At 59.2% G+C, this 22083-nt stretch carries 17 protein-coding genes; 10 read left to right on the forward strand and 7 right to left on the reverse strand.

Features of this window, described 5'->3' with window-relative positions; translation table 11 throughout:
- Positions 1-49: 49 nt before the first annotated feature.
- The 7 genes from menD to ACWKXN_RS06980 all read left to right on the forward strand — a co-directional run bounded on the left by menD (position 50) and on the right by ACWKXN_RS06980 (position 7627).
- On the forward strand, positions 50-1720 hold the full coding sequence (gene menD, locus ACWKXN_RS06950) for a 2-succinyl-5-enolpyruvyl-6-hydroxy-3-cyclohexene-1-carboxylic-acid synthase (protein ID WP_454543539.1): 1671 nt from the start codon (positions 50-52) through the stop codon (positions 1718-1720).
- Entirely contained in the window at positions 1717-2493 is a 777-nt protein-coding gene (menH, locus tag ACWKXN_RS06955; protein ID WP_240608590.1) for a 2-succinyl-6-hydroxy-2,4-cyclohexadiene-1-carboxylate synthase, read from the forward strand. The genes menD and menH overlap by 4 nt, the downstream gene beginning before the upstream one ends.
- Positions 2490-3347 (forward strand): 1,4-dihydroxy-2-naphthoyl-CoA synthase, encoded by an 858-nt coding sequence (gene menB / locus ACWKXN_RS06960; RefSeq protein WP_454543540.1) that lies wholly within the window; start codon positions 2490-2492, stop codon positions 3345-3347. The genes menH and menB overlap by 4 nt, the downstream gene beginning before the upstream one ends.
- Entirely contained in the window at positions 3347-4312 is a 966-nt protein-coding gene (gene menC, locus ACWKXN_RS06965) for an o-succinylbenzoate synthase (RefSeq protein WP_454543541.1), read from the forward strand. Before menB ends, menC begins: the two co-directional genes overlap by 1 nt.
- On the forward strand, positions 4309-5670 hold the full coding sequence (gene menE / locus ACWKXN_RS06970) for an o-succinylbenzoate--CoA ligase (RefSeq protein ID WP_048980032.1): 1362 nt from the start codon (positions 4309-4311) through the stop codon (positions 5668-5670). The genes menC and menE overlap by 4 nt, the downstream gene beginning before the upstream one ends.
- Positions 5671-5794: 124 nt before the next feature.
- Positions 5795-6334, forward strand: a complete 540-nt coding sequence (locus tag ACWKXN_RS06975; protein ID WP_045354282.1) for a YfaZ family outer membrane protein — start codon at positions 5795-5797, stop codon at positions 6332-6334.
- Between the two features lie 93 nt (positions 6335-6427).
- Positions 6428-7627: a nicotinamide mononucleotide deamidase-related protein YfaY gene (locus ACWKXN_RS06980; protein WP_454543542.1), complete on the forward strand. Its 1200-nt coding sequence runs from the start codon at positions 6428-6430 to the stop codon at positions 7625-7627.
- A 33-nt stretch (positions 7628-7660) separates the two neighbouring features.
- Here the strand turns inward: ACWKXN_RS06980 and glpC are convergent, their stop codons facing one another.
- The 3 genes from glpC to glpA are packed head-to-tail and all read right to left on the reverse strand — an operon-like array spanning position 7661 to position 11683.
- Entirely contained in the window at positions 7661-8851 is a 1191-nt protein-coding gene (gene glpC / locus ACWKXN_RS06985; protein ID WP_211438291.1) for an anaerobic glycerol-3-phosphate dehydrogenase subunit GlpC, read from the reverse strand.
- Positions 8848-10065: a glycerol-3-phosphate dehydrogenase subunit GlpB gene (gene glpB, locus ACWKXN_RS06990; RefSeq protein WP_182071317.1), complete on the reverse strand. Its 1218-nt coding sequence runs from the start codon at positions 10063-10065 to the stop codon at positions 8848-8850. The genes glpC and glpB overlap by 4 nt, the downstream gene beginning before the upstream one ends.
- Positions 10055-11683: an anaerobic glycerol-3-phosphate dehydrogenase subunit A gene (glpA, locus tag ACWKXN_RS06995; RefSeq protein WP_048980028.1), complete on the reverse strand. Its 1629-nt coding sequence runs from the start codon at positions 11681-11683 to the stop codon at positions 10055-10057. The genes glpB and glpA overlap by 11 nt, the downstream gene beginning before the upstream one ends.
- Positions 11684-11934: 251 nt before the next feature.
- Here glpA and glpT point away from each other — a divergent pair, with 251 nt between their 5' ends.
- Positions 11935-13287, forward strand: a complete 1353-nt coding sequence (gene glpT, locus ACWKXN_RS07000) for a glycerol-3-phosphate transporter (RefSeq protein ID WP_045888627.1) — start codon at positions 11935-11937, stop codon at positions 13285-13287.
- 11 nt (positions 13288-13298) lie between these two features.
- Positions 13299-14357 carry a glycerophosphodiester phosphodiesterase gene (gene glpQ / locus ACWKXN_RS07005; RefSeq protein ID WP_439204826.1) on the forward strand — a complete coding sequence of 353 codons (1059 nt, stop codon included), beginning with the start codon at positions 13299-13301 and terminating at the stop codon, positions 14355-14357.
- 105 nt (positions 14358-14462) lie between these two features.
- Here the strand turns inward: glpQ and yfaE are convergent, their stop codons facing one another.
- The 4 genes from yfaE to ubiG all read right to left on the reverse strand — a co-directional run bounded on the left by yfaE (position 14463) and on the right by ubiG (position 19259).
- The gene (gene yfaE / locus ACWKXN_RS07010; RefSeq protein WP_023294104.1) at positions 14463-14717 is read right to left on the reverse strand and encodes a class I ribonucleotide reductase maintenance protein YfaE; all 255 of its coding nucleotides are present in this window, start codon (positions 14715-14717) and stop codon (positions 14463-14465) included.
- Entirely contained in the window at positions 14717-15847 is a 1131-nt protein-coding gene (nrdB, locus tag ACWKXN_RS07015) for a class Ia ribonucleoside-diphosphate reductase subunit beta (protein WP_023312514.1), read from the reverse strand. Before nrdB ends, yfaE begins: the two co-directional genes overlap by 1 nt.
- 49 nt (positions 15848-15896) lie before the next feature.
- A complete protein-coding gene (gene nrdA / locus ACWKXN_RS07020; protein ID WP_023312513.1) occupies positions 15897-18182 on the reverse strand; it encodes a class 1a ribonucleoside-diphosphate reductase subunit alpha in 2286 nt (761 codons plus the stop codon).
- A 348-nt stretch (positions 18183-18530) separates the two neighbouring features.
- Positions 18531-19259 (reverse strand): bifunctional 2-polyprenyl-6-hydroxyphenol methylase/3-demethylubiquinol 3-O-methyltransferase UbiG, encoded by a 729-nt coding sequence (ubiG, locus tag ACWKXN_RS07025; RefSeq protein WP_454543543.1) that lies wholly within the window; start codon positions 19257-19259, stop codon positions 18531-18533.
- A gap of 146 nt (positions 19260-19405) precedes the next feature.
- Here ubiG and gyrA point away from each other — a divergent pair, with 146 nt between their 5' ends.
- On the forward strand, positions 19406-22042 hold the full coding sequence (gyrA, locus tag ACWKXN_RS07030) for a DNA topoisomerase (ATP-hydrolyzing) subunit A (protein WP_039263204.1): 2637 nt from the start codon (positions 19406-19408) through the stop codon (positions 22040-22042).
- Positions 22043-22083 lie beyond the last annotated feature (41 nt).

Genomic DNA, 22083 nt, shown 5'->3' on the forward strand with positions numbered 1-22083 from the left:
TTTTTTCTATTATTTATACTGTGTCGCATTCTTGATACCGGACAATCTCATGTCAGTAAGTTCTTTTAACCGACGCTGGGCGGCGGTGATCCTTGAAGCCCTGACGCGCCACGGCGTCAGGCACGTGTGTATTGCACCGGGTTCTCGCTCAACGCCGCTGACGCTGGCGGCCGCAGAAAACCGGGCGTTGATTCACCACACCCACTTTGATGAACGCGGCCTCGGGCATCTGGCGCTGGGTCTGGCGAAAGTCAGCAAAGAACCTGTGGCGGTGATCGTCACCTCCGGTACCGCCGTGGCGAACCTCTATCCGGCCCTGATAGAAGCCGGGTTAACGGGTGAAAGACTGATCTTACTGACGGCCGATCGTCCCCCTGAGCTTATCGACTGCGGCGCCAATCAGGCCATTCGCCAGCCGGGGCTCTTTTCTTCGCATCCTTCGCAGACGATTTCGTTACCGCGTCCCACCCAGGATATTCCGGCAAGCTGGCTGGTCTCCACTGTCGATCACGCCATGGAGACGTTGCGCGGCGGGGCGTTGCATATCAACTGCCCGTTTGCCGAGCCGCTCTACGGCGAGCTGGACGACACCGGTCTTGACTGGCAGCAGTCACTCGGCGACTGGTGGCAGAGTGAAAAACCGTGGCTGCGCGAGCAGACGCATCTTGAGAGCGCGAAGCAGCGCGACTGGTTCTTCTGGCGGCAGAAGCGCGGCGTGGTGATTGCCGGGCGCATGAGCGCCGCCGAAGGCAAGCTGGTCGCTGAATGGGCGCAAGCCCTTGGCTGGCCGCTGATTGGCGATGTGCTTTCCCAGACCGGCCAGCCGCTGCCGTGCGCCGACCTCTGGCTAGGGAATGCCAAAGCGGTCACCGAACTGGCGCAGGCGCAGATTGTGCTCCAGCTTGGATCGAGTTTGACCGGCAAACGGTTACTGCAGTGGCAGGCCACCTGCACGCCGGAAGAGTACTGGCTGGTGGATTCGCTGGAAGGACGGCTTGACCCGGCGCACCACCGCGGCCGTCGTCTGGTCAGCAGTATTGACGCCTGGCTGACGCTTCATCCGGCTGAGAAACGCAAGCCCTGGGCGGTGGCTATACCGGACCTTTCGCGCCAGGCGTGGGAACTGACCAAAGCGCACTGCGAAGCGTTTAGCGAAGCCGGGCTGGCGCACCGCATTCGCCAGTACCTGCCAGAACAGGGGCAATTGTTTGTCGGCAACAGCCTGGTCGTGCGGCTGATTGACGCGTTTTCGAAGCTGCCCGCGGGCTACCCGGTGTACAGCAACCGCGGTGCCAGCGGCATCGACGGGCTGATCTCTACGGCGGCGGGCGTGCAGCGCGCCAGCGCGAAATCGACGCTGGCGATCGTGGGCGATCTCTCCGCGCTCTACGATCTCAACGCGCTGGCGCTGCTGCGTCAGGCGTCAGCCCCGTTTGTGCTGATTGTGGTCAACAACAACGGCGGGCAGATTTTCTCCCTGTTGCCAACGCCGCAGAGCGAGCGCGAGCGCTTCTATCTGATGCCGCAGAACGTGCAGTTCGAACACGCCGCGGCGATGTTTAGCCTGAAATACCATCGCCCGGAAAGCTGGGAACAGCTGGACGCGGCGTTAAGCAGCGCCTGGAAACAGCCGGGCGCGACGCTGATTGAGCTGGTGGTGAACGAGGCTGACGGTGCGCAGGCCCTGCAAAGCCTGTTGGCGCAGGTGAGCCAGCTGTGATCCTCTCTGGCATGCAGCAGGCTGGCAAACCGGGCTATCCCTGGCTGGTCTTTTTGCACGGTTTTTCGGGCGACCGCCGCGAGTGGCAGAGGGTCGGTGAAGGGCTCAGCGATTATCCCCGGCTGTATCTGGATCTGCCGGGGCACGGCGGATCCCGGAATCTGGGCGTGATGGGGTTTGACGAGATGAGCACGTTGCTCACCCGAACCCTTCTTAGTTACAACATACTTAAATTCTGGCTCATCGGGTACTCCCTCGGCGGCCGCATTGCGATGTTTCATGCCTGCCAGCAGCCGAAGGGGCTGCTCGGGGTGATTGTTGAAGGTGGACATCCGGGCCTGCAGGATGCCGATGCGCGAAATGCGCGGCTGGCGTCCGACCGCCGCTGGGCAACGCGTTTTCGCACCGAACCGCTGGAGAAGGTGTTCGCTGACTGGTACCAACAGCCCGTGTTCGCCTCCCTCACGGACGCCCAGCGCGATGCGCTTATTACCCTGCGAAGCCAGAACAACGGCGCGACGCTGGCGATGATGCTTGAGACGACCTCGCTGGCCGTGCAGCCGGATTTGCGTGCCGCGCTTAGCGCACGCGATTTCTCTTTTGACTATCTCTATGGCGAACGGGATGAGAAGTTCGCGGCCCTTGCCGCGGAAGTGAACGCCGTTCGCCATGCCATTCCAGACGCCGGACACAACGCCCACCGGGAAAACCCCGATGCGGTTATCGCGAGTCTGGCTCAGATACTGCGTTATCGAATAAAGGACACTCTATGATCTACCCTGATGAAAACATGCTTTACGCCCCGGTTGAATGGCAGGACTGCTCCGAAGGCTACACCGACATTCGCTACCACAAATCCACCGACGGCATTGCCAAAATCACCATCAACCGCCCGCAGGTGCGTAACGCCTTCCGTCCGCTGACCGTGAAAGAGATGATTCAGGCTCTGGCGGATGCGCGCTACGACGATAACATCGGCGTGATTGTCCTGACCGGCGAAGGCGATAAAGCGTTCTGCTCCGGCGGCGATCAGAAAGTGCGCGGCGACTACGGCGGATACCAGGACGATGCGGGTACCCACCACCTGAACGTCCTCGATTTCCAGCGTCAGATCCGCACCTGTCCGAAACCGGTAGTGGCGATGGTAGCGGGCTACTCCATCGGTGGCGGTCACGTGCTGCACATGATGTGCGATCTGACCATCGCCGCAGAAAATGCCATCTTCGGCCAGACCGGTCCGAAAGTGGGATCCTTCGACGGCGGCTGGGGCGCCTCGTACATGGCGCGCATCGTCGGGCAGAAAAAAGCCCGCGAAATCTGGTTCCTGTGCCGTCAGTACAACGCCCAGGAAGCGCTGGATATGGGCCTGGTGAATACCGTGGTACCGATTGCCGATCTCGAAAAAGAGACCGTTCGCTGGTGCCGTGAAATGCTGCAAAACAGCCCGTTGGCGCTGCGCTGCCTGAAGGCCGCTCTCAACGCCGACTGTGACGGTCAGGCGGGTCTGCAGGAGCTGGCTGGCAACGCCACCATGCTGTTCTACATGACCGAAGAGGGTCAGGAAGGGCGCAACGCGTTTAACGAAAAACGCCAGCCGGACTTCAGCAAATACAAACGGAACCCGTAATGCGTCGTGCGCAGGTTTACCGCTGGCAGATACCGATGGACGCGGGCGTGGTGCTGCGTGAACGGCGGTTAAAAACCCGTGACGGCTTCTTCGTGCATCTGCAGCAGGACGAGCGGGAAGGCTGGGGCGAGATTTCGCCGCTGCCGGGCTTTAGCCTGGAGTCGCTGGATGACGCGCAGTCTGTATTGCTGGCGTGGTCGGACGCGTGGCGTGAGGGCGCGGATCCGGCGCTGCCGGACGTGCCTTCCGCGGCTTTTGGCATCAGCTGCGCGCTGGCGGAGCTGGACGGTAGCCTGCCTGAAGAGGCTAACTACCGTGCGGCACCGCTCTGTACGGGCGACCCTGACGAGCTGTTCGCGCTGCTCACCGCCATGCCGGGCGAGAAAGTGGCGAAAATTAAAGTCGGTCTTTACGAAGCGGTGCGCGACGGCATGGTCGCCAACCTGCTGCTGGAGGCGATCCCCGACCTTCATCTGCGTCTTGACGCTAACCGCGCCTGGACGCCGCTCAAGGCGCAGCAGTTTGCAAAGTACGTCAACCCGGCGTACCGCAGCCGCATTGCCTTCCTCGAAGAACCGTGCAAAACCCGCGACGATTCGCGCGCGTTCGCCCGCGAAACGGGGATTGCCATCGCCTGGGATGAAAGCCTGCGCGAGGACGATTTTGAATTTGTCGCCGAGCCCGGCGTCAGCGCGGTAGTGATTAAACCAACGCTGACCGGCAGCCTGGTGAGGGTGCGAGAGCAGGTCGCGGCAGCGCATGCCTCAGGGCTGACGGCGGTCATCAGCTCGTCGATTGAGTCCAGCCTTGGGCTGACCCAGCTGGCGCGCATTGCCGCCTGGCTAACGCCGGATACGATCCCTGGCCTCGACACGCTGAACCTGATGCAGGCTCAGCTTATCCGCAGGTGGCCGGACAGCGCGCTGCCGTGCCTCAACGTCGCGGCGCTGGAGCCGTTGTTATGAGTTTTACCGACTGGCCGTGGCGGCACTGGCGCGCGCAGTTTGCTGATAAACCGGCCCTCAGGCTGAACGACGAGGTGCTCAGCTGGCAACAGCTGTGCGCCCGCGTCGACCGTCTTGCGGCAGAGTTTCACCTGCAGGGCGTGGAGGAGGGCGACGGCGTGCTGCTGCTGGCCCATAATCATCCGCAAACCCTTCTGGCGTGGCTGGCGCTGCTCCAGTGCGGGGCGCGCATTCTTCCCGTCAATCCGCAGCTGCCTCGCCCGCTGCTGGACGTGTTGCTCCCGCAGATGACGCTGCGCTTTGCGCTGGCGCTGGACGGTACCTGTGACGGTCTTCCTGCCCTGAGCATGCGCGAGCGCGCCGGGGAATATCGCGTTGCGTGGCAGCCGGCGCGGCTGGCGTCGATGACGCTGACCTCCGGCTCTACCGGGCTGCCGAAAGCAGCGGTGCATACCTGCGACGCCCATCTCGCCAGCGCGCGCGGCGTGCTGGCGCTGATGCCCTACGGCGAAGACGACGACTGGCTGCTTTCGCTGCCGCTGTTTCACGTTTCCGGCCAGGGGATTTTATGGCGCTGGCTGCAGGCCGGCGCGCGGTTAACCGTGCGCGAGAAACAGCCGCTGGCGCAGGCGCTGCGCGGCTGTACGCACGCCTCGCTGGTGCCGACCCAGCTCTGGCGTCTGCTTAATACCCACCAGCCTGTTGCACTGAAAGCGGTGCTGCTGGGCGGGGCCGCCATTCCTGTGGAATTGACGCAGCAGGCGCGCGAGCAGGGTATTCACACCTTCTGCGGCTACGGCCTGACCGAGTTTGCCTCTACCGTCTGCGCGAAAGCGGCGGACGGCGAGCCGGACGTAGGCTATGCGCTGCCGGGCAGAGAGGTGCAGGTGGTTAACGGTGAGGTCTGGATCCGGGCAGAGAGTATGGCCTCAGGCTACTGGCGGGACGGTGAATTGGTTCCGCTGACCAACGCGCAGGGATGGTTCGCTACCCGCGATCGCGGTGAATGGCATGACGGCCGCCTGACGATCCTGGGCCGCATGGACAACCTCTTTTTTAGCGGCGGAGAAGGGATCCAGCCGGAAAGCCTTGAGCGCGTTATCGCCCGCCATCCGCAGATTAACCAGGTGTTTATCGTCCCGCTGGACGACGCCGAGTTTGGACAGCGTCCGGTGGCGGTGGTGGAGTGCGAGCCGGGAACGGATATCACCTGTTTACCTGACTGGGTCAGGGATAAGGTGGCGCGTTTTGAACAACCCGTCCGCTGGCTGCTGTTGCCGACCGAACTCAAAAATGGCGGCATTAAAGTTTCGCGCCGCGCGTTGCAGCAGTGGGTGAACGCTTCGCTGAAGGGATAATAGCCGTTTCAAATAATTACAATCTACTGACCTGCCGCACGCAGAGTGCTTGATCCCCGGGAGACTCCGGTTAAAATCTCGCGGTTTTGGGACTTCTTTATAATAATTGTGTGGGATCACGACAATGAAAAAAGTGGCATTCGTGGGCTTCGGCCTGATGGTTGTATCTGCGGCGGCTAACGCCATCAGCATTAACGGCTCGGCGGGTCAGGATTATACCCACCTGGGCTTTGGCATGGGTACCGAGACTTCCGGTCTGGCGATGACCGGCGGCTGGACGCATAACGATGACGACGGCGACGCGGCGAGCCTCGGCCTGGGTCTGAACGTTCCTCTTGGCCCGTTCCTGGCCACCGTCGGCGGTAAAGGTATCTACACCAACCCAAATGACGGTGACGAAGGGTACGCGGCGGCAGTGGGCGGCGGCCTGCAGTGGAAAATTGGCGACAGCTTCGGCCTGTTTGGTGAGTACTACTATTCGCCGGACTCCCTCTCAAGCGGTATCGAAAGCTATGAAGAGGCCAACGCCGGCGCGCGCTGGACCATCATGCGTCCGATTACCATCGAAGCGGGCTATCGCTATCTGAACCTGGCCGGCAAAGACGGCAACCGCGACAACGCGCTGGCCGACGGCCCGTACGTGGGCGTCAGCGCAGGCTTCTAATCACTCCGGCGCGGCGTTCTGTCGCGCCAGTTTCTCTCTTCTCCACCCCGCGTTTGCGCTATAGTGTTTTGACCAAATAAGCGGGAGAACATAATGATTAACGTGGAGATGTTATCCACCGGCGACGAAGTGCTGCATGGACAAATTATTGATACCAATGCCGCCTGGCTTGCCGATCTTTTCTTTGAGCAAGGATTACCGTTAACGCGCCGCAATACGGTGGGCGACAATCTTGAGTCGCTGGTCGCTATTCTGCGCGAGCGCAGCGAACACTGCGACGTGCTGATTGTGAATGGCGGACTCGGCCCCACCGGTGACGATCTCAGCGCGCTGGCCGCCGCGACCGCAAAAGGCGAAGGGCTGGTGCTGCACGAGGCGTGGCTTTCGCAGATGGAGCGCTTTTTCTCTGAACGTGGCCGCGTCATGGCCCCCAGCAACCGCAAACAGGCTGAAATTCCCGCCAGCGCCGAGCTGGTCGATAACCCGGTGGGTACCGCGTGCGGGTTTGCCATGCAGCTGAACCGCTGCCTGATGTTCTTCACGCCGGGCGTGCCCTCAGAATTTAAAGTGATGGTCGAGCAGCAGATCCTGCCGCGCCTTCGCGATCGTTTTACCCTGCCTGAACCGCCGCTGTGCCTGCGTCTGGCCACCTTTGGCCGCTCGGAAAGCGATCTGGCCCAGAGCCTTGACCCTCTCCCGCTGCCGCCGGGCGTCTCCATGGGCTACCGCTCCTCCATGCCGATCATTGAGCTTAAGCTGACAGGTCCGGCCGAACAGAAACAGGCGATGCTGGCCCTGTGGCCCGAGGTGCAGCGCGTGGCGGGCGAAAGCCTGATCTTTGAAGGGACGGAAGGGCTGCCCGCGCAGATTGCGACGCATCTGCAGTCGCGTCAGCTGAGCGTGACCTTAAGCGAGCAGTTCACCGGTGGCCTGCTGGCGCTGCAGCTGTCGCGCGTCAACGCGCCGCTGCTGGCCAGCGAAGTGGTGCCGTTCCAGCAGGAGTCCCTGGCGCAAACCGCCCGCTGGGCTTCCGAGAGAAGGGTGAAGCATTTTGCCGGTCTGGCGCTGTTTGTCGGGGGGCTGGACGAGGAACACCTTAACTTCGCGCTGGCGACGCCGGAAGGCACCTGGGCCCTGCGGGTAAAAATGAGCATTACCCGCCACAGCCTGGCGGTGCGTCAGGAGGTTTGCGCCATGATGGCGTTGAACATGCTGCGCCGCTGGCTGAATGGCAAAGAGGTTGCCAGCGAGCACGGCTGGATTAACGTTGTCGAGTCGCTGTTCATCGAGTAAAACCTGTGCCGGGGCGTTTCGCCCCGGCACTGTTTAGCCCAGCGCCTTCGCCAGCAGGGTGACTGGATGTTCGCAGCGCTTGCTGGTTGACATCTCAATCTGCCACCTGCAGGTTTCGCAGTCCGTTACCACGATATCCGCGCCGCTCTCTTCAATCTGACGGAACAGCGGGGCGCCAATCGCCTGTGACGTTCCGTAGTTTTCACGCTTAAAGCCGTAGGTTCCCGCAATCCCGCAGCAGCGCGAATCCAGCACCGTCAGCTCCAGGTCCGGAATTAACCGCAGCAGCTCAAGCGTATAGAGCGACCAGCCCATTTTCTCCATATGACACGGCGTGTGATACACCACTTTCAGGGGCAATTTCCCCAGCGGCAACGTCTGCCCGCTATCGAGCTTGCGCCACAGGAAGCGTGTCGCCAGCTCGATGTGCTCGCGCAGGCCGGTATTATCCACGTCCAGCAGATGCGGGTACTCATCGCGCAGGGTGAAGGTACAGGTGGACGAGGTCGCCAGCACCGGAATACCTTTATCGACAATCGCTTCGCGCAGTGACGTGACATTGCTCTGAGCCTGCCTGCGCGCTTTATCGGTAAACCCGTTGGCGATCAGCGGTACGCCGCAGCACTTCTCTTTGTTCAGCAGCTGAACGCCCGTTCCCATGGCGTTAAGCACCTTCAGCAGATCTTTGCCCAGCTGCGGGTGGTTGTAGTTCACATAGCAGCCGTGGAAAAAAGCCACCTGGTCGGCGTACTGCGCCTGCTCCGCCGCGACGGATTTGTACCAGCGGCGGAAGGTGCCGTGAGAATATTTCGGCAGGCTGCGGTGATGGTCTATCTTCAGCGTGGCATCCAGCAGCTGACGCACCGGTTTGAGGGAGGTCGCGGCATTCACCAGCGGGGCAAACGGCGTCGAGACGCTGCCCATCAGATCGGTATGGCTCAGAATAGCGTCCCGCAGCGTCGGCTTTTGCGTGCTGTAGCGCGCCCGGGCGCGCTGGATGATATCGCCGATTTTCACATCCGACGGGCAGGCGACTTCGCAGCGTTTGCAGTTAATGCAGTATTTCAGCGCCTCGTCGTACAGCTTGCCGTCCTTCAGCCGCAGACGCTCGCCGTCCGGCCCGGCCTGCTTTGGTCCGGGATAGCGTGGGTTCACGCCGCTCACCGGGCAGACGGTGGTACACACCGTGCATTTAATGCAGCTTTCAAAACGGGTGTCGTTCATTGTTCAGCCTCCGTGCGCTGGCTAATCTGCTCTGCCACATACAGCGCCGTGACGGCGCAGACCCCGCCACCGCATCCCTGGGCAATCGGATCGTACCCGCCCAGCAGCGAGCCGATGGCAAAAAGATTACTGACGGGCTTACCTGAAAGTTGCGGATGTAGCTGGTTATCGACAATCACGCCGAACTGCTGCCAGGGCTGCGGCGAGAAGAAATCACTTTGATACCAGTCCGCGCGGGAGGCACGCTGGCGAACATCCAGCCCCATAATGGCTTCCCGGATGCCCTCCCGGCTGCTCAGCAGCCCGTTGCTGAAGAAGCTGCCGCTTGCCAGCACCGTAAAGCGCGCGCGAAGCGGAATATCGTCGTGGTTGCGCGTCCAGATTTCGCTCACCGCGCCGTCGGTCAGGGTGATTTTTTTCACCTCATCACCCGCCATCCACACGCCGCCCTGCGCGACAAACTGGCGCTGGAGCTGGGTATGCAGGCGAATGCCTGGGACGGAAGGGGGCAGAGTTGGCAGCAGGCCGAGCGAGCAGGGCAGACGATCCGAGAGCCAGCGCCAGAGCCGGTTGTCGCGTAAACCAAAGCAGGCGGGCATCAGCAGGGCGTCACAGCTGTCGCTGAGCGGTCTGAGTGCGTCATACAGCAGCGGCCATTTGTCCTCGTTATCCAGAAAACGGGCGATATTCACCGCGCGAAATTCGCTCGGGTTGTCGCGCAGGACATCAAGCTCAGGCAGCTCTATCTCTGCCGTTTCGGCATTGACGCCCTGGCGACAAAGTGACGCCGCCGCGAGATGGGGCTGAAAATCCAGAAAGCCGCTAATGCCCACGACCCGCACGCGCGCGGCGTTGAAGGGAGCAACGGGCACTTCTTCCGGGCTGAGCCAGGCAGAGCGCAGGGTGCCGAGCGGCGTGACGCGCTGGTGATTGAGCCGGGCGCTTCCCTTCAGACGCGCGCCGCAGTCTGCCAGCAGCGCTTCGGTTTCCAGCGCAAAGCGGTCAATATGCTGGGCGCCAATCAGGTGATACGGGTGCTCCGGCGGCAGCTTATCGCGGTACGCTTCGTCCACCAGATCCAGCGAGCCCGACGAGAAGTGCAGGGCGCTCTGGCCCCGGGTGATAATGGCGCAGCGCAGCCCCTGCTTCGTGAGCTTGATGCCGCAGAGCAGGCCTGCCAGCCCGCCGCCGACGATTACGGTATCAAATTTCATCGCGTTGCTCCTTCTCAAGACCGCAAAGCCCCTGGTAGACCCAGCGGGTAAATTCGCTTTCGCGCAGGGCATCGCCCCAGGCGACAGGCTGAATGCCTTTCCATCGCTCGTTTAAAAACGCGCTGAGCTGATCGAGCGACTGGGTGGCGGTAGTGGTGTGAAAACGCTGCAGCAGCCCGGCGGCACGACAGGCGCACAGCTCGCCCTGACAGGTACCCATTCCCACGCGGGTGCGGCGACGAAGATCGAGCAGGCTTGTGACCGTCAGGCTCTCCACCGCATACTGCACCTCACCGGCGGTGACGGCTTCGCACTCGCATACCAGGCTGCGGCTCAGGCGTCCTTCACCGAGCCACTGCGGCGTTCTGTCGCCGTGGCGGTAGATAGCGGATCCGCGCAGCGGCGCGGGCAGGGAGATAATTTTTTGCAGCGTTTTTTCGGTGGACTGACGCGAGCCGGGCAGTGGCTGCTCTGCCGTCACGCACCGTTCGGTATTGCCCAGCTTGCGGCAGACGGCATCGGTCGCCCACTCGGCCATCAGGCGGTAGGTCATCAGCTTGCCGCCGGTGATGGTGATAAACCCGTCCATGCCGTCGCGCTCGGCGTGATCGAGCAGCACGATGCCCCGGCTGACGTTACGCCCGCTCGGATCGTTATCGCTGGCGACCAGCGGACGCACGCCCGCGTAGGCGCGCAGAATACGCGTCTGCGCCATCACCGGGGCCAGTTTTTCCCCTTCGCGCAGCAGGACGTCGACCTCTTCGGCGGTCACGCGGTTGTAGTCAATCTCGCTGTAGTCGACGTGGGTTGAGGTGGTACCGATTAACGAAATGGTGTCGCCCGGGACGAGGATATCGGCGTCGGACGGTTTGCGGCAGCGGTTGATCACGTGGTTATTGATGCGGTGGTCGAGGATCAGCAGCGAGCCTTTCGCCGGGAACATGCGTACCGACAGGTCCGCGTATTCCGCGATGCGCTGCCCCCAGATCCCCGCCGCGTTAACCACCACGGCGGCATACAGCTCGCTGTGTTCGTTATATTGCGTATCAAGGATCCGCACGCCGCAGATACGATGACCTTCACGGATAAGCCCGGTCACTTCGTGCCCGGTCAGAATGTTCGCGCCATGCTCGCGGGCGTCCAGCATATTGGCGGCGGTCAGGCGGAAGGGGTCAACGGTGCCGTCAGGCACTTTCACCGCGCCGATAAGCGCCGGGTTAACCGACGGTTCCAGCCGCCGCGCCAGCGCCGGGTCCATGGCCTCAGCCTGAATGCCCGCCGCAGTGCAGGCGGTAATAAAGGTGTCCTGAAAGGCGAGGTCATCTTCGGGAAGAGTAATAAAGAGGCCGTCGGTCGGCTCAATGCAGTGGCGGGCGATACGCTTGAGGATCTGGTTTTCAGCAATACATTCGCGTGCGGATTCACCGTCAGTAACCGCATACCGCGCGCCGCTGTGCAGCAGGCCATGGTTACGCCCGGTTGCGCCCGTTGCGATGTCGTGGCGCTCCAGCAGCGTAACGCTTAAGCCGCGAAGGGCGCAGTCGCGTGCGATCCCGGCACCGGTTGCGCCACCGCCAATGATTATCACATCGCTGTAGCGAGGATCGTGAATGGTCATTGTTTACCCTCTATGTTCGTTTTTTATCATTTAGCCATATCAATAGTGTGGTTTGTTTGATTTCGAACATAAACGCGCGAAATTCGAAAGTGGAACGTGATTTCATGTGCTTTTTTGCGCATTCTGTCATATTTCTGTAACAATCTGTGCGTTGATTCACAGTAACAATCACCGTGATTTCTTAACATCCCCGCCTCTGGAATTCAGGTGCGAGCCACCTGCCCATTCAATTCAAGGCCACGGAGGCTGTTATGCTCAGTATCTTCAAACCTGCGCCGCACAGGGCGCGTCTGCCAGAGGCAGAAATTGATCCGCTATACCGCCGTCTGCGCTGGCAAATTTTCCTGGGGATCTTCTTCGGGTACGCGGCGTACTACCTTGTACGTAAAAACTTCGCGCTCGCCATGCCGTATCTGGTGGAGCAGGGCTTCTCCCGCGGCGATCTGGGGTTCGCGCTGTCGGGGATCTCAATCGCCTACGGTTTTTCCAAATTCATCATGGGGTCGGTATCGGATCGCTCGAATCCGCGCGTGTTCCTGCCCGCCGGCCTGATCCTGGCGGCTGCGGTCATGCTGTTCATGGGCTTTGTGCCGTGGGCAACCTCCAGCATCGCCGTCATGTTCGTGCTGCTGTTCCTCTGCGGCTGGTTCCAGGGGATGGGATGGCCGCCGTGCGGACGCACCATGGTGCACTGGTGGTCGCAGAAGGAACGCGGCGGCATCGTGTCGGTGTGGAACTGCGCGCATAACGTGGGTGGCGGTATTCCGCCGCTGCTGTTCCTGCTGGGGATGGCCTGGTTCAACGACTGGCACGCTGCGCTCTATATGCCTGCCTTTGGCGCCATCGTCGTGGCGATTATCGCTTTCGCGCTGATGCGCGATACGCCTCAGTCCTGCGGCCTGCCGCCGATTGAAGAGTACAAAAACGACTATCCGGATGATTACAGCAAGGAGCACGAAGAAGAGCTGACCGCAAAACAGATCTTCATGAAGTACGTCCTGCCGAACAAGCTGCTGTGGTACATCGCGGTGGCGAACGTGTTCGTTTACCTGCTGCGCTACGGCATTCTGGACTGGTCCCCGACCTACCTGAAAGAGGTGAAGCACTTCGCGCTGGATAAGTCCTCCTGGGCCTATTTCCTGTATGAATATGCCGGGATCCCGGGCACGCTGCTTTGCGGCTGGATGTCGGACAAGGTGTTTAAAGGCAACCGCGGCGCGACGGGCGTGTTCTTTATGACCCTGGTCACCATCGCGACCGTCGTTTACTGGCTCAACCCGCCGGGCAACCCATCAGTAGACATGGCCTGCATGATCGTCATCGGCTTCCTGATTTACGGTCCGGTGATGCTGATCGGTCTGCACGCGCTGGAGCTGGCGCCGAAAAAAGCGGCAGGCACGGCGGCAGGCTTTACCGGTCTGTTCGGCTACCTGGGCGGTTCGGTCGCGGCGAGCGCCATCGTGGGCTACACCGTTGACTTCTTCGGCTGGGACGGCGGCTTTATGGTGATGATCGGCGGCAGCGTGCTGGCGGTACTGCTGCTCATTGTGGTCATGATCGGTGAGAAACGTCACCACGCGGAAGTGCTGGCGCGTCGTCAATAAGGAGCATTGCGATGAAATTGTCTTACGTAACAACCGGCCTGCTGCTTGCGGGCCTGATGACAGGCTCGGCGCTGGCGGCGGATAAAATCGTTATCGCCCACCGCGGCGCCAGCGGCTATCTGCCGGAGCATACGCTCCCGGCGAAAGCGATGGCCTATGCCCAGGGCGCGGATTATCTGGAGCAGGATCTGGTTATGACGAAGGACGACCAGCTGGTCGTCCTGCATGACCACTATCTTGACCGCGTGACGGACGTGGCGGATCGATACCCGGACCGCGCGCGCAAAGATGGCCGCTACTACGCCATTGATTTCACCCTGGCGGAGATCCGTTCCCTGAAGTTTACCGAAGGCTTCGAGATCGAAAACGGCAAGAAGGTTCAGGTCTATCCGGGACGTTTCCCGATGGGCAAATCTGACTTCCGGATCCATACCTTCCAGGAAGAGATTGAGTTTGTTCAGGGGCTGAACCACTCAACCGGTAAAAATATCGGCATCTACCCGGAGATCAAAGCGCCGTGGTTCCACCATCAGGAAGGCAAAGACATTGCCGCGAAGACGCTGGAGGTGCTGAAACAGTACGGCTACACCAGCAAGAAGGACAAAGTCTACCTGCAGTGTTTTGACGCCGCCGAGCTGAAGCGCATCAAAACCGAGCTGGAGCCGAAGATGGGGATGAACCTCAATCTGGTTCAGCTGATTGCCTATACCGACTGGAATGAAACCCAGGAGAAGCAGCCGGACGGCAAGTGGGTGAACTACAGCTACGACTGGATGTTTAAGCCGGGCGCGATGAAGCAGATTGCGCAGTACGCCGACGGCATCGGGCCGGATTACCACATGCTGGTGGCGGAAGGCTCAGCGCCGGGCCACGTGAAGCTGACGGCGATGGTGAAAGAGGCGCACGCCAGCAGGATGCAGGTGCATCCGTATACCGTTCGTGCAGACCAGCTGCCGCCGTATGCCACGGACGTGAATCAGCTTTATGAGGTGTTGTATAACCAGGCGGGCGTGGACGGACTGTTTACGGATTTCCCGGATAAAGCGGTCGAATTCATTCACCGGAAGTAGGTTTGGCAGGTCGGGTAAGGCGAAGCCGCCACCCGACAATCAGGCTCTGCGGCCTGATACCCTCACCCTAACCCTCTCCCACCGGGAGAGGGGATACGGACAACATCACATCTCGATCTCTATATCGCCTTTTGCCCGGCAGCAGCAGGGCAAAATTTCCCCTTCGTTGATAAAGGCCAGCGGCTCGGTCAGCCAGTCCACCTGGCCGGCGACCAGACGGCAGCGGCAGGAGCCGCAGTAGCCGGAACGACACTGGTACTCTACTTCTACCTGATGCGCCTCAAGCGCCACCAGCAGAGAAGGGTGCTCCTCCCGACACAGTACCTCAGTGCCGGAAAGACGTAGCGTGACGCGTGACATCAGAGCTGGAAGTTGCTCAGGTCGTCGGTGTTGACTTCAGAATCAATCTGACCGACCAGATAAGAGCTGACTTCCACTTCCTGCGGCGCAACCTGCACGTTATCGGACACCAGCCAGGTGTTGATCCACGGAATCGGGTTAGAACGTGTCTGAAACGGCAGGTCAAGGCCGACGGCCTGCATGCGGATGTTGGTGATGTACTCAACGTACTGGCACAGGATGTCTTTGTTCAGGCCAATCATGGAGCCGTCGCGGAACAGGTAGTCTGCCCACTCTTTCTCCTGCTGAGCCGCCAGCACGAACAGGTCGTAGCACTCCTGCTTGCACTCTTCGGCGATTTCCGCCATCTCCGGATCGTCCGTACCGCTGCGCAGCAGGTTCAGCATGTGCTGGGTACCGGTCAGGTGCAGGGCTTCATCGCGGGCGATCAGACGAATGATTTTGGCGTTGCCTTCCATCAGCTTGCGCTCTGCAAAGGCGAAGGAGCAGGCGAAGCTCACGTAGAAGCGGATCGCTTCCAGCGCGTTGACGCTCATCAGGCACAGGTACAGCTGTTTTTTCAGCGCGCGCAGGTTAACGGTGATGGTTTTACCGTTCACGTTGTGCGTACCTTCGCCCAGCAAATGCCAGTAGCTGGTCATCTCGATCAGCTCGTCGTAGTAATGGGCAATGCCTTCCGCGCGCTTCTGGATCTGCTCGTTGGTGACGATATCGTCAAACACCACCGCCGGATCGTTCACGATGTTGCGGATGATGTGGGTGTAAGAGCGGGAGTGGATCGTCTCGGAAAACGCCCAGGTTTCCACCCAGGTTTCCAGCTCAGGAATGGAGATCAGCGGCAGCAGCGCCACGTTCGGGCTACGACCCTGAATGGAGTCCAGCAGCGTCTGGTACTTCAGGTTGCTGATGAAGATATGTTTTTCGTGATCCGGCAGCGACTGGTAGTCAATACGGTCGCGGGAGACGTCCACTTCTTCCGGGCGCCAGAAGAAGGAGAGTTGCTTTTCAATCAGCTTTTCGAAGATGTCATATTTTTGCTGATCGTAGCGTGCCACGTTGACCGGCTGGCCGAAGAACATCGGCTCTTTGAGCTGGTCGTTTTTCGTCTGTGAAAAGGTGGTATATGCCATGAGTGTGTCCTGTCTTACGAAATAAAGGCGGGGATATCCCCGCCCTTCATTAGATCTTACATGCGCCGCTTTCGCAGCCATCGTCCTGAATTGACGGTACCATGTCGTCCTGCGCGTCTTCCGCACCGTCACGGGTGTTGTGATAGTACAGCGTTTTCACGCCAAATTTGTAGGCGGTGAGCAGGTCTTTCAGCAGCTGCTGCATCGGTACCTTGCCGGACGGGAAGCGCGTCGGGTCATAGTTGGTATTGGCAGAGATCGACTGGTCAATAAACTTCTGCATGATACCCACCAGCTGCAGGTAGCCGTCGTTGTTTGGCATTTCCCACAGCAGCTCGTAGTTATTACCCAGCGTTTCGTAATCCGGTACCACCTGACGCAGCACGCCGTCTTTCGACGCTTTGATGCTGACGTGGCCGCGCGGCGGTTCAATACCGTTGGTGGCGTTAGAGATCTGCGAAGAGGTCTCGGACGGCATCAGGGCAGAGAGCGTTGAGTTACGCAGGCCATGGGTCTTGATGGACTCGCGCAGACCCTCCCAGTCGAGATGCAGCGGTTCGCTGACGATCGCATCCAGGTCTTTCTTGTAGGTGTCGATTGGCAGAATGCCTTTCGCGTAGGTGGTTTCGTTGAACCACGGGCACGCGCCTTGCTCTTTCGCCAGCTCGTTAGAGGCTTTCATCAGGTAGTACTGAATCGCTTCGAACGTCTGGTGCGTCAGGTTGTTAGCGCTGCCGTCGGAGTAACGCTTGCCGTTTTTCGCCAGCCAGTAGGCGAAGTTGATCACGCCGATACCCAGGGTACGGCGGCCCATCGCACCGCGTTTAGCGGCCGGGATTGGGTAATCCTGGTAGTCCAGCAGAGCGTCGAGCGCGCGAACCGCCAGCACCGCCAGCTCTTCCAGCTCGTCCAGGCTCTTAATTGCGCCCAGGTTGAACGCGGACAGCGTACACAGCGCGATTTCGCCGTTTTCGTCGTTCACGTCTTCCAGCGGTTTGGTCGGCAGGGCGATCTCCAGGCACAGGTTAGACTGGCGCACTGGCGCAACTACTGGATCAAACGGGCTGTGGGTATTGCAGTGGTCCACGTTCTGGATGTAGATACGGCCGGTAGAGGCACGTTCCTGCATCATCAGGGAGAACAGGTCTACCGCCTTCACGCGCTGCTTGCGGATGCTGTCGTCTTTTTCGTATTTGGTGTACAGACGCTCGAACTCGTCCTGATCGGCAAAGAACGCGTCATACAGGCCCGGAACGTCGGACGGGCTGAACAGGGTGATGTCTTCGCCTTTCAGCAGACGGGTGTACATCAGCTTGTTGATCTGCACGCCGTAGTCCATGTGACGCACGCGGTTGCCTTCCACGCCGCGGTTGTTTTTCAGAACCAGCAGACTTTCCACTTCCAGATGCCACATCGGGTAGAACAGGGTCGCAGCACCGCCGCGCACGCCGCCCTGAGAGCAGGATTTTACTGCCGTCTGGAAGTGTTTATAGAACGGGATACAGCCGGTGTGGAACGCTTCACCGCCGCGAATCGGGCTGCCCAGCGCACGAATGCGACCGGCGTTGATGCCGATACCGGCACGCTGGGAAACGTATTTCACGATGGCGCTGGAGGTAGCGTTGATGGAGTCCAGGCTGTCACCACACTCGATCAGTACGCAGGAGCTGAACTGACGGGTTGGAGTACGCACGCCAGACATGATTGGCGTCGGCAGAGAAATCTTGAATGTGGATACCGCATCGTAGAAACGCTTCACGTATTCCAGACGGGTGTCACGCGGGTAGTTAGAGAACAGGCAGGCGGCCACCAGAATATAGAGGAACTGGGCGCTTTCGTAGATCTCACCGGTTACACGGTTCTGAACCAGGTATTTGCCTTCGAGCTGCTTCACCGCCGCGTAGGAGAAGTTCATGTCGCGCCAGTGATCGATAAACCCGTTCATCTGCTCGAACTCTTCTTCCGTATAGTCTTCCAGCAGATGCGTGTCGTATTTGCCCAGCTCAACCATTTTCACGACGTGATCGTAAAGCTTCGGCGGCTCAAACTGGCCGTAGGCTTTTTTACGCAGGTGGAAAATCGCCAGACGTGCAGCGAGGTACTGATAATCCGGTGCTTCGCGGGAGATGAGGTCTGCCGCTGCTTTAATGATAGTTTCGTGGATATCAGACGTTTTGATGCCGTCGTAGAACTGAATGTGGGAACGCAGTTCAACCTGGGAGATAGATACGTTGTTCAGTCCTTCTGCTGCCCAGTCGAGAACTCGATGGATTTTGTCCAGATTGATACGCTCGGTAGTACCGTCGCGCTTTGTCACCAGCAGACTCTGATTCATGTGGGTTTTACCTGTCCGTGAAATAAAAAAATATCCCCCGCTTATCCACAGATCCGTCTTGTGACTAACTCTGTGGATAAATACTACATGTAGGGGGTTTGCGATAAGAAAAACGCTATATGGTGAGTATTCTAGTATCGAATCTTTTCAGCACAAGGGTTGATTTTGGCGTTAAATTGAGGTTGTGAAAGGGTAAAAAAGGCTAAGTCCTCGTACCGTAAGGCCTGGAAGACATGTCAATAATTAAGAAAAAAAATTCAAAATTTGATCGAGTGCTGATTTCTTCAACGGGAGGTCAGAATTGCGCAACATGATGTCGCGCAATCTTTATAAGAATAACGAATGACGTTAGTCGTTTTTGGCGGTGGTATGCAACATATAGTTAACATCTACGCCCGGTGCGAGCTTGAATTTATCGGTCAACGGATTGTAGTGCAGGCCGGTGATGTGCTGCTCTTTGAGCCACGTCTGGTCAACCCAGCTTAACAACTCCGCAGGCTTGATGAATTTCTTCACGTCGTGCGTCCCTTTCGGCACCATGCGCAGCACATACTCCGCGCCGACAACGGCCATCAGCCAGGCTTTACCGTTGCGGTTGATGGTTGAGAAGAAGACCTGGCCGCCCGGTTTCACCAGTTTTGCACAGGCGTGCACCACCGACTGCGGATCGGGAACGTGCTCCAGCATCTCCATGCAGGTCACCACATCGTACTGATGGGCGTGTTTTGCCGCATGCTCTTCCACGGTTTCCTGCACGTATTCCACCTGTATGCCGGACTCCAGCGCGTGAAGGCGGGCCACCTGCAGCGGTTCAAAGCCCATATCCAGGCCAGTAACATTCGCCCCTTCGCGCGCCATGCTCTCAGCCAGGATGCCGCCGCCGCAGCCGACGTCGAGCACTTTCTTACCGAACAGACCGCCGGAACGCTCCGCGATATAGCCCAGACGCAGCGGGTTAATGCGATGCAGCGGTTTGAACTCACCTTCGAGATCCCACCAGCGGGACGCCACCGCTTCAAATTTGGCAATCTCTTTGTGGTCAACGTTGTGAACCACCGGGGATTTTTCGGCATTCATGGGCGCTTTTACTCCTTATTTAGCAAGACAAAGGAGTATATCAGGCAATCCCCGTGAATAAAGCGTATAGGTTTACCTCAATCACCTCGGCTGTGTTATAATTTGCGACCTTTGAATCCGGGATACAGTAGAGGGATAGCGGTTAGATGAGCGACCTTGCGAGAGAAATTACACCGGTTAACATCGAGGAAGAGCTGAAGAGCTCCTATCTGGACTATGCGATGTCGGTCATTGTTGGCCGTGCGCTGCCGGACGTCCGCGATGGCCTTAAGCCGGTACACCGTCGCGTACTATACGCCATGAACGTATTGGGCAATGACTGGAATAAAGCCTATAAAAAATCTGCCCGCGTCGTCGGTGACGTCATCGGTAAATATCACCCGCATGGTGATACCGCCGTGTATGACACCATCGTTCGTATGGCGCAGCCATTCTCCTTGCGTTACATGCTGGTAGATGGTCAGGGTAACTTTGGTTCAGTCGACGGCGACTCCGCTGCGGCGATGCGTTATACGGAAATCCGTATGTCGAAAATCGCTCATGAGCTGATGGCCGACCTGGAAAAAGAGACCGTTGATTTCGTCGATAACTACGACGGCACCGAGCGCATCCCAGATGTGATGCCAACCAAGATCCCGAACCTGCTGGTTAACGGTTCGTCCGGTATCGCGGTCGGTATGGCAACCAACATTCCGCCGCACAATATCACCGAAGTGATCAACGGCTGCCTGGCCTATATCGACGATGAAGACATCAGCATTGAAGGGCTGATGGAACACATCCCGGGCCCGGACTTCCCGACGGCGGCGATTATCAACGGTCGTCGCGGTATTGAAGAAGCGTACCGCACCGGCCGCGGCAAGATTTACATCCGTGCCCGCGCCGAAGTTGAAGCGGACGCTAAAACCGGCCGTGAAACCATCATTGTTCACGAGATCCCGTATCAGGTGAACAAAGCGCGTCTGATTGAAAAAATCGCCGAGCTGGTAAAAGAAAAACGCGTTGAAGGCATCAGCGCGCTGCGTGACGAGTCTGACAAAGACGGTATGCGCATTGTGATTGAGATCAAACGCGACGCGGTGGGTGAGGTTGTGCTGAACAACCTGTACTCCCAGACTCAGCTTCAGGTTTCCTTCGGTATCAACATGGTTGCGCTGCACCATGGTCAGCCGAAGATCATGAACCTGAAAGAGATCCTGAGCGCGTTCGTGCGTCACCGCCGTGAAGTGGTGACCCGTCGTACCATCTTCGAACTGCGCAAAGCGCGCGACCGTGCGCACATCCTTGAAGCGCTGGCGGTTGCGCTGGCCAACATCGACCCGATCATCGAACTGATCCGTCGTGCGCCAACCCCGGCGGAGGCGAAAGCCGCCCTGATTTCCCGTCCGTGGGATCTGGGTAACGTCGCCGCGATGCTGGAACGTGCGGGCGATGACGCAGCGCGTCCTGAGTGGCTGGAACCTGAGTTCGGCGTGCGTGACGGTCAGTATTACCTGACTGAACAGCAGGCTCAGGCGATTCTGGATCTGCGTCTGCAGAAACTGACCGGCCTTGAGCACGAGAAACTGCTCGACGAATACAAAGAGCTGCTGGAACAGATTGCTGAACTGCTGCATATCCTGGGCAGCGCAGAGCGTCTGATGGAAGTGATCCGTGAAGAGCTGGAGCTGGTCCGCGATCAGTTCGGCGATGCGCGCCGCACCGAAATCACCGCGAACAGCTCTGATATCAACATTGAAGATCTGATCAACCGCGAAGACGTGGTGGTCACCCTGTCTCACCAGGGCTATGTGAAGTATCAGCCGCTGACCGACTACGAAGCACAGCGTCGTGGCGGTAAAGGTAAATCTGCGGCACGCATTAAAGAAGAAGACTTTATTGACCGCCTGCTGGTGGCGAACACCCATGACACGATCCTCTGCTTCTCCAGCCGCGGTCGTCTGTACTGGATGAAAGTCTATCAGCTGCCGGAAGCGAGCCGTGGCGCGCGTGGCCGTCCAATCGTTAACCTGCTGCCGCTGGAAGCGAATGAACGTATCACCGCCATCCTGCCGGTACGCGAGTACGAAGAGGGTGTGAACGTCTTTATGGCGACCGCCAGCGGTACCGTGAAGAAAACCGCGCTGACCGAGTTCAGCCGCCCACGTTCCGCCGGGATCATCGCGGTGAACCTGAACGAAGGCGACGAGCTGATCGGTGTGGATCTGACCTCCGGTTCTGATGAGGTGATGCTGTTCTCTGCGGCCGGTAAAGTGGTGCGCTTTAAAGAGAACGCCGTTCGTGCAATGGGTCGTACCGCTACGGGCGTTCGTGGTATCAAACTGGCTGGCGAAGACAGCGTTGTTTCTCTGATTATTCCGCGCGGTGAAGGGGCTATCCTGACCGTGACGCAGAATGGTTACGGTAAACGTACGGCGGAAGGGGAATACCCAACCAAGTCTCGCGGCACGCAGGGCGTTATCTCTATCAAAGTGACCGAGCGCAACGGTTCCGTTGTGGGCGCAGTGCAGGTAGACGATGCCGATCAGATCATGATGATCACCGATGCCGGTACGCTGGTGCGTACCCGCGTCTCTGAGATCAGCGTGGTGGGGCGTAACACCCAGGGCGTGATCCTCATCCGTACAGCGGAAGATGAAAACGTGGTGGGTCTGCAGCGCGTTGCTGAGCCGGTGGATGACGAAGAGCTCGATTCCATCGACGGTAGCGTTGCGGAAGGCGATGATGATATCGCGCCGGAAGCCGACACCGACGATGACGTAGCGGATGACGCTGACGAGTAATGTCTCCTGATGCAAAAAGGGCCGGATTCCGGCCCTTTTCT

The sequence above is a fragment of the Enterobacter sp. UPMP2060 genome, assembly GCF_053709655.1.